Consider the following 11,732-nt stretch of genomic DNA (forward strand, 5'->3'; position numbering starts at 1 on the left):
GCGGGCCGCGGACGGAGGCCGCAACCGTCGCGTCGCGGCCGGGCGGTAGCGGGAGGAGGTGGAGGCGGGGGCGGAGCGTGCGGCGGGGTCACCACTCGGTGAGCCACTCCGGCGAGAGTCGGGCGCGACAGCCGACGCAGTAGACGGTGGAGACGTCGTTCTCGGCGTCGCAGTGCGGACAGGCCACGCTCACGTCGCGGGACCACCACGCGATCGACGGGGGAGCCGCGTCGGCCGCGCCGTCCTCGATGCGGTCCGCGCCGCCGGCGGGACGCAGAACCGTCCGGCAGCCCCAGCCGACCGCGAACAGGAGGGCGGCCGCGGACAGGACGACGAACGCGGTCGACGGCGTCATCCCTCCGTCACCCTCCGCCCTCGGCCGATGCGGTCGGCGTACCGACCGATGACGTCGGCGTCGCCGTCGAGGTACTCGTTCGTCCACGCCGCGTCGGGATCGATCGGCCCGTCGAGCAGGTCGGTCGCGGAGAGCATCGTCCCCAGCCGACGCCACCGATCGCCGTCGTGGGCACCCCAGCCGGCCGTCCGGACGTGGTCGGTGAACTGTAGCTTCTCGGCGGCGACCTCGAACTTGCGCGTCTCGATGGGTCGGCGGCGTTCGAGCGTCGCGTTGCGAGCGACGAGGGCTTCGATCGCCGCCTCCGGATCGTCGGTCGCCGCCGCCCAGCCCCGCGCCGTCGCCCGCAGGAACGAGCGAACGGCGTCGGCGTTCTCGGACGCGAACGTCCGGTTCGTCGCGAGCGTCATCCCGTAGACGCCCAGGTAGTCGCCGACGTGGAGTTCGTCGGCCGCGCGGTCGTACTCGCGTTCGAGTTCGACCCCGTTCGTGACGACGCCGACCGCGGCGTCGACCGTCCCGTCGAGGAGCTTGTGCTGGACGCGGTGGTGCGTGTTCGGATCCACCGGCAGCAGTTCCACGCGGTCGCGGACGCCGACGTTCTCGAAGAGCTGCGCCGCGAGGATGCGCGTCTTCGTCGCCGAGGGGGCGACGGTCCGACCGGCCAGCTGTTCGGGACGTTCGAGGGGTTCGCCGAAGACGTCCCTGAGGGTGTAGATGGCCGCCGGCGTCTTCTTCGTCACCGCGGCCACGGCGAGCGGTTCGAACCCCTCGCTCTGCTTGGCGAGGACGGCGCTCGCCCCGGCGAGCGCGACGTCCGCACGGCCGCGGGCGGCCTGCTCGGCCGCGAACGGCGACCCGTGTCCCTCGACGAACGCCACGTCGATCCCCTCTTCCTCGTAGAACCCCCGCGACCGGGCGAGGAAGTACGGGGCCTGAAACCCGTTGGGCTCCCAGTTGAGCTGGAAGGTGACGGTCTTCACGGTTCGACCTCCGGGCGGAACGTCCCCTCCGGGACGTGGTCGACGCCGAGCGCGTCCGCGCCGGCGACCTCCAGCAGGTGGTCGAACAGCCGCTCCATCCCCTCGATCGTCTCCGTGTTCCAGTCCCGAACGACCATGTCCCGCCACCCGTCGCGGACCGCGCGGACGACGGCCGGGTCGTCGTACGTCATCAGCGTCTCGCCGATCTCCTCCCAGAGGTCGTCCTCGGCGACGAGTCGATCGACGACGTCGCGGTAGGCTCCCCTGAAGCGCCGCACCGTCTCTGGGTGCTCCGCGAGGAACGACTCGCTCGTCAGGAACGTCGAGATCGGGAGCCGGTCGTCGGTCCCCGAGAGGCGCTGGACCAGCTCGGCCATCGGCAGCACTTCCCGGTACGGCCCGCGCTCGGTTATCTCGGGGACGATGGGCCAGAACTGGAGGATCGCGTCGACCTCGCCGTCGTACAGCAGCTCCGTCAGGCCGACCTTGGAGCCGGCCTCGACCGGCGTGGCCTCGACGTCGGGGTCGAAGCCGTGGTACTCCCGGCAGGCGGCCCGCGTCAGGATCCAGTTCTTGTCGAGCCGGCGGACGACGCCGATTCGGTGGTCCGGAAGGTCGGTCAGCCCCTCGATGTCGGTGTCGTCGAGGGCGACGAGCCCGCCGACGGTCCGGCCGTAGGGGTGGATCGCGACGATGGCGGCCCCCTCGCTTCGCTCGCGGGCCGTCGAGATGTAGTCGATGTCGATGAGGTCGGCGTCGCCGTCCTGGAGGCGGGCCTCGACGGTCTCCATGCCGCCCTCGAGCTCGTCGGAGACGAGTCGCACGTCGAGGTGAAACCCGTGTTCGCGGTCCAGCCCGAGCCGCTTGATGGCGTAGAGCATGTACCGCGGGCTGCCGTTGTGCTCGAAGCGGGCGCGCATCACCGGCAGGTCCGCCGGGTCGTCGTGGACGGCGTCGAGCGCCGCCTGCTGGTCGGCGATGCTCATCGCGCTGGCCCCACGATGGCGTCGACGTCGGCGCTCCCGTCGAGGAGTTGTCGGCGCTTCATCCACTCGAGGTGCGCCCCGAGTTCCGCCCGGTCGGCCGGTTCGGGCGGCTCGTAGGTCGGCACCTCGATGCTCGCGAGCAGCGCCCGGCGGTCGACGCCCTCGAACAGGTCGGGCGCGACGTCGGCGTCCGCGTCGAGCATGGCGAGGTACTCCTCGCGGAAGGCGTCGGGGTCGGCGTTGATCTCCCGAACCGCCCGCTCGTACGCTCGCATGAACGCGTCGAGCGCCTCGCCGTCCAGCCCGTCCGCGGCGACGATGCCCACGTGGTTCTCGAACCGGAGGACGGCCCTGAACCCGAGGTGCTCGGCGAGCGTGCTCTGGGGCTCCAGCAGGGAGACCGCCTCCACCTCGCCGTCGCGGAGCGCCCGTAGTCGGTCGGTCGGCATCCCGTGGTGTTCGAGCGCGACCGCCTCGGGGGGCACGTGTTCCTCGAGCGCCCGGATGACGGTGTACTCCTGGCCGGTCCGGCGGTTCACGCCCACGGGCACGCCAGCGAGGTCGGCCGGCCCCTCGACGTCGCTCTCCGGCCGGACGTAGACGGTGTACGGCTGGTCGGCGAACGTCCCAGCGGCGACGACGCGACCGTCGCCCATGTCCCACGTCCGCTTTATCGACTCCCACTTGCAAACCGGATAGAGGTCGATCCCGTGGTCGCCGGTCAGCGTCTCCTCCGCCGGGATGTACTTCCAGTCGACGCTCTCGCGGTCGCGCTCTACGACCTCCACGTCGAGTCCCTCGTCCGCGAAGTACCCTCGCTCGCTCGCCACGCGCTGGGGGAGCATGAACGAGAACGGGAGGTGGAACAGACGAAGCTTGCCATTGTTTGGCATGCCTAGTAGGGTAAAATCATAGCCACATAAAAATAATGCAAGATTATTTATAAGCGGTCGCTGATAGGCTCACGACGGGTAGTGCCATGGATCACGTTAGCGAGAACGACCGCAACCTGACCGAGGTCGCCGAGGGCGTCTATCTGGCCGATCTCGCGGGGAGCGAACGGGCGTCGATGAAGTTCTGGCGGGTCGAACCGGGCGCGACGCTCCCCTCGCACCGCCACCACAACGAACAGATCGGCTTCGTTATCAGCGGGACGCTGACCGCGATCCTCGAGGACGGGAAGCGCCCGCTCGAACCGGGGGATTCGTACGCGTTTTCGAGCGAGGAGCTCCACGGAGCGGAGAACCGCGGCGACGAACCGGCCGTCGGGATCGGCGTCCTCAGCCCGCCGCGCGACGAGCCGCGGTGGGCGACGAAGCGCCCGGAACGGACGCCGCCCGCGGGACCGAACGACTGACGGCCGTCACTCCTCGATCCGTTCGGACGGGACCGTCCCGTCCGCGTTCCACCCCCGCGCCTCGTAGTAGGCGTCGAGCGCCGCCTCGAAGTCGGGGAGGTCGTAGGGGAGCGCGTCGTCCGCCCGGTCGAACCCGCGGCGGTTGTTGAAGTGCCGCTCGAGTTCGACGATCCGAGCGCCGACGGCGAGCAGATCCTCGGACTCCGCGTCGAGCAGCCCCGCCAGGCGTTCCGGCGTCACCACGTCGCGCGAGAACCGACAGACGATAGCCGAATCGAGCACCGCGTTGTGGTTCTCCTTCTCGACTAACCGCGACGGCTTCCCGTCGAAGCCCTCCCGGTCGAGCGCCGCCTCGGGGGAGACGAGCGGATACTCGTGGACGTACATGCTCCCGTAGAGGTGATCGGCGCCGCGGTTCGCGGTGGCGAACGAGAGGCCCTGGCCGTTGAGCGTCCGGCCGTCGTGGGCGGCGAACTCCATGCCCTTGACCGTCCAGTTCTCGACGCCTAATTCGTCCGCACAGCGGTCGATCCCCTCCGCGAGCAGGTCGCCGACGCCCTCCCGGTAGGCGATGTCCTCGACGAGTCGGTGGACGAGATCGGCGTTCCCGAACTCGTCCTCGCTCGCCAGGTAGGCCGCGACGACGTCCCCGCAGGAGATGGTGTCCACGCCGAGCTGATCGCACAGCTCGTTCGACCGCATGACGGCGGTCAGGTCGTCGATCCCCGCGTTCGAGCCGAAGGCCATCACCGTCTCGTACTCCGGTCCCTCCGTCTCGAGGCCGCTCGCCTCGTCGCGCGTCGGCAGCTTGCACGCGAACGCGCACGCGGAGCAGGTGCCCTTCCTGTACTTGTGCTCCTCCACCCGATCCCCGCTGATCCCCTCGACCCCCTCGAACGAGAGTTCCGAGAAGTACCGCGTCGGGAGCGCCCCGACCTGATCGGCGTACGTCGTCAGTCCCGCCGTCCCCTGACGCTTCATGACGCTGTCGGAGGTGGCGGCCTCGCGATGGATCTCCGTCGCGACGGCGGGAAGGTCGAGCGAACGTTCGACGCTCCCGTCGAAGGTGAGGAACTTGACGTTCTTCGATCCGAGGACCGCGCCGAGGCCGCCGCGGCCGAACGCCCGCGACTCGCTGGTCATGATCGAGGCGAACCGCACCCGGTTCTCGCCGGCCGGACCGACGACGGCGGTGTGCTCGGGGCCGAGGTCCCGGCGTTCGGCCACGTGCTCGGTGACCTCCGAGACGACGGCCCCCGCCAACTCGGGGACGGCCTCGACCTCGACGCCCTCGTCGGTGACGTGGATCCCCACGAGCTCGTCGCTCGTCCCCGTGACCTCCACGACCGCGTAGCCCGTCGCGGCGAAGTTCCGCGAGAGGAACCCCCCGGCGTTCGAGGAGAGCAGCCCGTCGGTCAGCGGCGAGAGCCCCGTACACGACATCCGGCCCGTGAAACTCGTCCGGGAGGTCTGCATCGGCCCGGTCGCGAAGAACAGTCGATTGTCGGGGCCGAAGGGATCGGCGTCGAACGGGATCCGGTCGTGGGCGAGGCGGGTGCCGACGCCGCGGCCACCGACGTACGCCGCGAGCACGTCGTCGATCGCCGTCGCCTCGGTCGTCCCCGCCCCCACGTCCACGGTCAGTAGTCGGCCCCGGGCGTGTAGCATCAGGGTCGAGAGAGCGACCGCCGACCCCATAAAGCTGTGCTAGATATTCACCGCCACGGATCGGTCCCTCTCGCCCGGGGAAAGTACTTTACGTCGACGCGCGGGCCTCTCCGCATGGACGCCGTCGATCACATCAACGTCGACGTCGACGACCTCGGGGCGTGTTTCCGGTTCTACCGCGACGTGCTCGATCTCGATCTGCTCCGGCCGCCCGAGGACTTCCGGGGGGCACACGCGATGTTCCGGGCCGGCGACACCGTGGTGACGCTGGCGGAGACGGGGCGCGCGGAGAACTGGGACGAGGCGGGCCTCGATCACCCCCTCGACAAGGCGCACGTCGCGTTCGCGACCGACCGCGAGGCGTACGAGGCGCTGATCGCGGAACTCGACGGGCAGTTCCCCAGGCAGGGCCCCTACGACTGGGGGGAGTTCGAGGGGTTCTACTTCCTCGATCCGGACGGCAATCTGCTCGAGGTGGTCACCTACCAGTCGCCGCCCGCGGGCGAGGAGCGCGAACTCCTCACCCACGACGACGTCGAGTGAACGCGGCGCGCCGCACACCGCCCGTGCGCCGTTCGGGTGGTCGATCGCTCCCGTCTCCGGGGCCGCGGCCGTCCACCCCCCGTCGGCCTGGGACGCGATCTGCGCGTCGGGACGGACGATCCCCGCCGTTCGGCCGTCGCCACCGGTCGCCCGGAGGGTGCGCGCAATCGATCTCGATTACGATCGCGCCGTGAAGGCGCTCCGCAGGGGGTAACGGACCGCCGAGGGCGCTTCGATCCCCGACCCCGGTGGGCCAGATCCCGTCCGCCGGGGTCGCGGCAACCGGGCGCGAGCGCGCCGACGCGGTCACTTTCGATCGAGAATTTCCGCGACGACGTCCGAAGACGTCTACCGCCACCCCTCCGAGGATCGTCGGCGCGAATACGCCGCCGTCGGTCTATCGCGTCCGCATCCGAACGGGTCCGGTGCGGAGTATCTCCCCGTCCTCGTGCGTACCGGGGGTGTCCCGGAGCGGTAAACCGAATTCGGTTACACCCCTCTGGGAACAACTAACACCGTTCGCGCCTATTGTAACGATAGAGGTTAATCATGACTGAACTCGGCGGCTTCCAAGACCACGTGGCGCGCGTCGACCTGTCCTCGGGCGACGTGAACTACGAGAGCATAGACGAGGAGGACGCGAAGAACTTCATCGGGGCGCGCGGCCTCGGCGTGAAGTACGTCTTCGACCAGGGGCCGGACGTGGACCCGCTCGGGCCGGACAACCTGCTCGCGTTCACGAACGGTCCCCTCACGGGAACGCAGGTGGTGATGAGCGGGCGCATCGCCGTCTGCACGAAATCACCGCTCACCGGCACCGTAACCGACTCCCACCACGGGGGCTGGTCCGGTGCGCGCCTGAAGTGGGCCGGCTTCGACGGCCTGCTGTTCGAGGGGCAGTCCGAGGAGCCCGTCTACGCCGTCGTCGAGAACGGCGAGGTCGAACTCCGGGACGCGTCGCACCTCTGGGGCAAGGGCGTCCACGAGACCCGCGATCAGATCGAGGAGGAGGTCGAGGGGTCCTACGGCAAGAACCTCTCGATCATGGCCATCGGTCCGGGCGGCGAGAACCTGGTGCGCTACGCCTGCATCGTGAACGAGGACGACCGCGCCTCCGGACGCGGCGGCACGGGCTGCGTGATGGGCTCGAAGAACCTGAAGGCCGTCGTGGTGAAGTCCACGACGAAGATGCCGAAGCCGGCGGACCCGGAGACCTTCCGCAAGGGCCACCAGCAGGCCATGCAGGTCATCCAGGAGTCGGAGGTCACCGCGCCCAACGAGGGCGGCCTCTCGCTGTACGGGACGAACGTCCTCATGAACGTCACCGAGGAGATGGACGGCCTCCCGGTGAAAAACGGGAGGTACACCTCGACGCACAGCTACGAGGATGCCGAGGGCGTCGATATCGACGCCGAACGCATCTCGGGCGAGAACGTCCGCGAGAACATCCTCGTGGACGAGCCGACCTGCCACTCCTGTCCGGTCGCCTGCAAGAAGGAGGTCGAGGTCTCCACCAGCCACAAGGGCGAGGACATGAACGTCCGGATGGAGTCCTACGAGTACGAGTCGGCGTACGCGCTCGGCCCGAACTCCGGACACGACGACCGCGACCGGATCGCGGTCATGATCGACCGATGTAACGACCTCGGGATGGACACCATCGAGACGGGGAACATCCTCGCCATGGCGATGGAGATGACCGAGGAGGGCAAGTTCGACGAGCTCGGCGAGGGGATCGACTGGGGCGACGTCGAGGAGATGATCGACCTCATCGACGCCATCGGCCACCGCGACGGCGACCTCGCCGACCACCTCGCGGGCGGCGCGAACCACCTCTCCGAGGAGTTCGGCGCGCGGGAGAACTCCCTCGACGTGAAGGGCCAGACCATCCCGGCGTACGACCCGCGCTGCATGAAGGGCATGGGCATCGGCTACGCCACCTCGAACCGCGGGGCCTGCCACCTGCGCGGCTACACGCCCGCCGCCGAGATCCTCGGCATCCCCGAGAAGGTCGACCCCTACGAGTGGCGCGGCAAGGGCGAACTCTGCGCCACCTTCCAGGACATGCACGCCATCAGCGACTCCTTCGACATCTGCAAGTTCAACGCCTTCGCGGAGGGCGTCGAGGAGTACGTCCTGCAGTACAACGGCATGACCGGCCTCGACGTGAGCGAGGAGGACCTCATGCAGGCCGGCGAGCGCGTCTACAACCTCGAGCGGTACTACAACAACCTCAACGGGTTCGACGCGGACGACGACTCCCTGCCCGCGCGCTTCCTCGAGGGCGGCATCCCCGGTCAGGGCGCGAGCGAGGGGCAGTACTGCGAACTCGAGGAGATGAAGGAGGAGTACTACGACCACCGCGGCTGGGTCGACGGCGTGGTCAGCGAGGAGAAACTCGAGGAGCTCGGCATCGACTTCGGCCCCGGCACGGGCGTCAGCCTGAGCGACAGCAGCCCCGCCCCGGCGGACGACTAGAACCCACCTTTTTTGGCGGGTCCTCGGCGCGGCTCGCGCCTCGACCCCCGCCGAAAAACCTGCATTGTTGGACGCGAAGCGTCCAACAGGCTTCCAGAACCACCCGGCGGTTCTGGAAGGACCAAAAAAGCCGCTCCTCGCTCGCTGCCGCTCGCTGGGAGCGGTGAACCTCTCGCTTCGCTCCGGGATGCTGGTCGTACCTCTAGCAGAGCCGCCGGACCGTCGTTTTTCCTCGCGTGCTCGTCGGCTCGCGAATCGTCGGTAACGACCTATCGGTACGGGAACGGACCTTGCCCGAGCAACCGTCCGTTCCCGTATGGACGTTCGGCTGCCCGAAGCTACGGAGAATCCCGAAGAGGTCATCCGTCGCGCCGCCAGGAACAACTACACAAGCGCGTTCAACGTAACCACGTCCGCCTCTTCGCCTCGACGCCGTCGACCGTCGTCTTCGTCTCCTCGACGGACGCTCATCGGGCACCTGCTCGACCACGTCACTTCGGGCCGTTCGAGCACCCACACGCGACGTTCGCAGTCGAGGGCACCGGGCATGTACGGCGCAACTGACCCGCCACGTCAACTTCGATGTCCAGTCGATGCGGTCCGTCGCGTTCGACGACGTAGCCCCCGCCCCCGTCACTCCTCGTATAAATAGTGTTACCCTCTTCCCAGTATCTTGGACGCTGGTCGCCGGTTCAAGCCTCCCGGTGCGCTAGGACGGAGTGTGCGAGACGATCCCCGCTCGGGGCGGACTCGGATCGCGAGAGCGCCGACCGGTCGCCGACGAACGGGCGTAACACCACACAGGAACACGCACATGGCACGAACTCACACCCGACGGAACTGGCTGAAGACGATCGGCGCTGCGGGCGTCGGCGCGAGCGTCGTCTCGCTCGCCGGCTGCACGTCCGATCAAGGATCGAACGGTGACGGAAACGGCGGCGGCGACGGCGGCGATGGGAACGGCGGTGGCGGAAGCGGTAGCGATGGCAACGGCGGGGGCGGCGGGACGCAGACGGTCGAGATGACCGACGAGCTCACCTTCGAACCGAAGGAGATCGAGGTGAGCGCCGGCACGACGGTCGTCTGGGAGAACGTCGGCTCGGTCGGACACACGGTCACCGCGTACGAGGATGAGATTCCCGAGGACGCGGCGTACTTCGCGAGCGGCGACTTCGACTCCGAGCAGGCCGCCGAGGACGGCTACCCCGATCAGGGGAACATCACCGAGGGCGGCACCTACGAGCACACCTTCGAGACGTCCGGCACCTACGAGTACTACTGCATCCCCCACGAGATGAACGGGATGGTCGGCACCGTGACGGTGAGCTGAGATGGGTGCCGAAGACGACGCGGAGGCGGACGCCCCGGCGGACTCCGGCCCCGTGCCGGCGACGCATCCGGAGGACTTCGCCCGGGAGCACGAGGCGAAGCTCCGCTCGGTGCTCGCCGACGTTCGGAGCGAGACCCCGGATCTCGAGGACGCAGACGACCTCTCGCTCGAACTCGCCGGGCTGAACCTGGGCCGGCGCGACTTCGTGAAGGCCGGGATGGCGGTCGGCGCGGCGGGCGCGCTCGCCGGGTGCGCCGGCCTCCCCGGCGGGGGAAACGCCGACGATTCGAACGGGAGCGCCCCCGGGCACGCGGTGGCACCCGGCGAACACGACGAGTACTACGGGTTCTGGAGCGCCGGTCACTCCGGCGAGATCCGCATCGTCGGCGTGCCGTCGATGCGCGAACTCATGCGCATCCCGGTGTTCAACTACGAGGCGGCCCGGGGCTACGGCTACGACGACGGGACGAGGCGGATGCTCGAGGACGCGGGCGGGTACACCTGGGGGGACTCCCACCACCCGAACCTCTCGGAGACTGACGGGAAGTACGACGGGAAGTACCTGTTCGTCAACGACAAGGCGAACGGCCGCGTCGCCCGCGTGAACCGGAGGTACTTCGAGACGGACGCGATCACGAACGTCCCGAACGTCCAGGCGGTGCACGGCTGCTGCGTCCAGAGCCCGGACACGGACTACCTCTTCGCGAACAGCGAGTTCCGCGTTCCGCTGCCCAACGACGGCCGGGACGTGAACGACCCTGGGAAGTACGCCTCCGTGTTCACCGCCCTCGACCCCGAGTCGATGGATGTGCTCTGGCAGGTCGAGGTCGACGGCAACCTCGACATCGTCGACACCGACAAGGACGGCCGCTGGGCCATCGCGTCCGCGTACAACGACGAGGAGGGCGTCGAGGTCGAGGGGATGACCCGTGACGACCGCGACTACGTCAAGGCCTTCGACGTCCCCGCGATCCAGGGGGCGGTCGACGCGGGCGAGTTCGAGGAGGTGAACGGCGTGCCCGTGGTCGACGGCACCCGGGAGTCGGCGCTGAACGAGGGGGACGACCCCATCGTCCGGTACATCCCGACGCCGAAGAGCCCGCACTGCGTGGAGGTGACCCCCGACGGGACCTACGCGATGGTCGCCGGGAAGCTCTCCCCGACGGTCTCGATCATCGATATCGAGAGGCTCGCCTCGGAGCCCGACCCCGCGAAGACCATCGTCGGGCAGCCGAAGGTCGGCCTCGGCCCGCTGCACACGACCTTCGACGACCGCGGACAGGCGTACACGTCGCTGTTCATCGACTCGCAGGTCGTCAAGTGGGACATCGAGACGGCGGTGAACTCGCCGAAGGGATCCGAGGACGCCATCCTCGGGAAGATCGACGTCCACTACAACCCGGGACACATCCAGGCCGTACAGGCGATGTCGACCGAGCCGACCGGCGACTGGCTGGTCGCACTGAACAAGCTCTCGAAGGACCGATTCCTGCCGGTCGGGCCGATCCACCCGGACAACGACCAGCTCATCTACATCGGCGAGGACGCCGCCGACGAGACCGGCGGGATGGAACTGGTCGCCGACGAGCCGGTCTATCCGGAACCCCACGACGCCATCTTCGCCCACAGGGACAAGATCGAGCCCGCGACCGTCTGGGATCCGGCCGACTACGAGGGCGAGAAGGAGTACGTCACCGAGGACAAGGCGCGGATCGATCGGGTCGACGACTCGACGGTCCACGTCTATGCGTCCTCGAAGCGCAGCGAGTACGGCCCCCGCGAGTTCAGCGTGCGGGAGGGCGACGAGGTCACCCTCACCGTCACGAACGTCGAGGGGAGCCGCGACATCATCCACGGTCTCGCCATCCCGGAGTACGACGTGAACCTGGCGCTCGCGCCCAAGGACACCCGCGAGGTGACGTTCACGGCCGACAGGCCGGGCGTGTACTGGATCTACTGTACGTACTTCTGCAGCGCGCTCCACCTCGAGATGCGCTCGCGGATGATCGTCGAACCCCGGTCGTAACCGCCG

General features: G+C 68.7%; 10 protein-coding genes and 1 pseudogene. 6 read left to right on the forward strand and 5 right to left on the reverse strand.

Annotation, left to right across the window (positions count from 1 at the left end; all coding sequences use genetic code 11):
* Positions 1-88: 88 nt before the first annotated feature.
* The 4 genes from P1K31_RS14995 to P1K31_RS15010 are packed head-to-tail and all read right to left on the reverse strand — an operon-like array spanning position 89 to position 3,217.
* A complete protein-coding gene (locus P1K31_RS14995) occupies positions 89-355 on the reverse strand; it encodes a hypothetical protein (RefSeq protein WP_276304132.1) in 267 nt (88 codons plus the stop codon).
* On the reverse strand, positions 352-1,338 hold the full coding sequence (locus tag P1K31_RS15000; RefSeq protein WP_276304133.1) for an ABC transporter substrate-binding protein: 987 nt from the start codon (positions 1,336-1,338) through the stop codon (positions 352-354). The genes P1K31_RS14995 and P1K31_RS15000 overlap by 4 nt, the downstream gene beginning before the upstream one ends.
* A complete protein-coding gene (locus P1K31_RS15005; protein WP_276304134.1) occupies positions 1,335-2,324 on the reverse strand; it encodes an ABC transporter substrate-binding protein in 990 nt (329 codons plus the stop codon). The genes P1K31_RS15000 and P1K31_RS15005 overlap by 4 nt, the downstream gene beginning before the upstream one ends.
* Positions 2,321-3,217: an ABC transporter substrate-binding protein gene (locus P1K31_RS15010; protein ID WP_276304135.1), complete on the reverse strand. Its 897-nt coding sequence runs from the start codon at positions 3,215-3,217 to the stop codon at positions 2,321-2,323. Before P1K31_RS15010 ends, P1K31_RS15005 begins: the two co-directional genes overlap by 4 nt.
* 86 nt (positions 3,218-3,303) lie before the next feature.
* Between P1K31_RS15010 and P1K31_RS15015 the strand changes: the two genes are divergently transcribed.
* Positions 3,304-3,681 carry a cupin domain-containing protein gene (locus P1K31_RS15015; RefSeq protein ID WP_276304136.1) on the forward strand — a complete coding sequence of 126 codons (378 nt, stop codon included), beginning with the start codon at positions 3,304-3,306 and terminating at the stop codon, positions 3,679-3,681.
* Positions 3,682-3,687: 6 nt separating this feature from the next.
* On the opposite strand, the gene P1K31_RS15020 is transcribed toward P1K31_RS15015, so the two are convergent.
* On the reverse strand, positions 3,688-5,349 hold the full coding sequence (locus tag P1K31_RS15020) for an aldehyde ferredoxin oxidoreductase family protein (RefSeq protein WP_276304137.1): 1,662 nt from the start codon (positions 5,347-5,349) through the stop codon (positions 3,688-3,690).
* A 114-nt stretch (positions 5,350-5,463) separates the two neighbouring features.
* Between P1K31_RS15020 and P1K31_RS15025 the strand changes: the two genes are divergently transcribed.
* The 5 genes and pseudogenes from P1K31_RS15025 (at position 5,464) to nosZ (ending at position 11,726) form a co-directional block, all read left to right on the forward strand.
* A complete protein-coding gene (locus P1K31_RS15025; RefSeq protein WP_276304138.1) occupies positions 5,464-5,892 on the forward strand; it encodes a VOC family protein in 429 nt (142 codons plus the stop codon).
* Between the two features lie 549 nt (positions 5,893-6,441).
* The gene (locus P1K31_RS15030; protein ID WP_276304139.1) at positions 6,442-8,370 is read left to right on the forward strand and encodes an aldehyde ferredoxin oxidoreductase family protein; all 1,929 of its coding nucleotides are present in this window, start codon (positions 6,442-6,444) and stop codon (positions 8,368-8,370) included.
* A gap of 460 nt (positions 8,371-8,830) precedes the next feature.
* Positions 8,831-9,005 (forward strand): annotated as a pseudogene (locus P1K31_RS22100) (FAD-dependent thymidylate synthase); the annotation flags it as partial.
* 179 nt (positions 9,006-9,184) lie between these two features.
* A complete protein-coding gene (locus P1K31_RS15040) occupies positions 9,185-9,700 on the forward strand; it encodes a plastocyanin/azurin family copper-binding protein (protein ID WP_276304140.1) in 516 nt (171 codons plus the stop codon).
* 1 nt (position 9,701) lies between these two features.
* Positions 9,702-11,726, forward strand: a complete 2,025-nt coding sequence (gene nosZ / locus P1K31_RS15045) for a TAT-dependent nitrous-oxide reductase (protein WP_276304141.1) — start codon at positions 9,702-9,704, stop codon at positions 11,724-11,726.
* Positions 11,727-11,732 lie beyond the last annotated feature (6 nt).

Source organism: Halomarina halobia (assembly GCF_029338575.1).
GTDB lineage: Archaea > Halobacteriota > Halobacteria > Halobacteriales > Haloarculaceae > Halomarina > Halomarina halobia.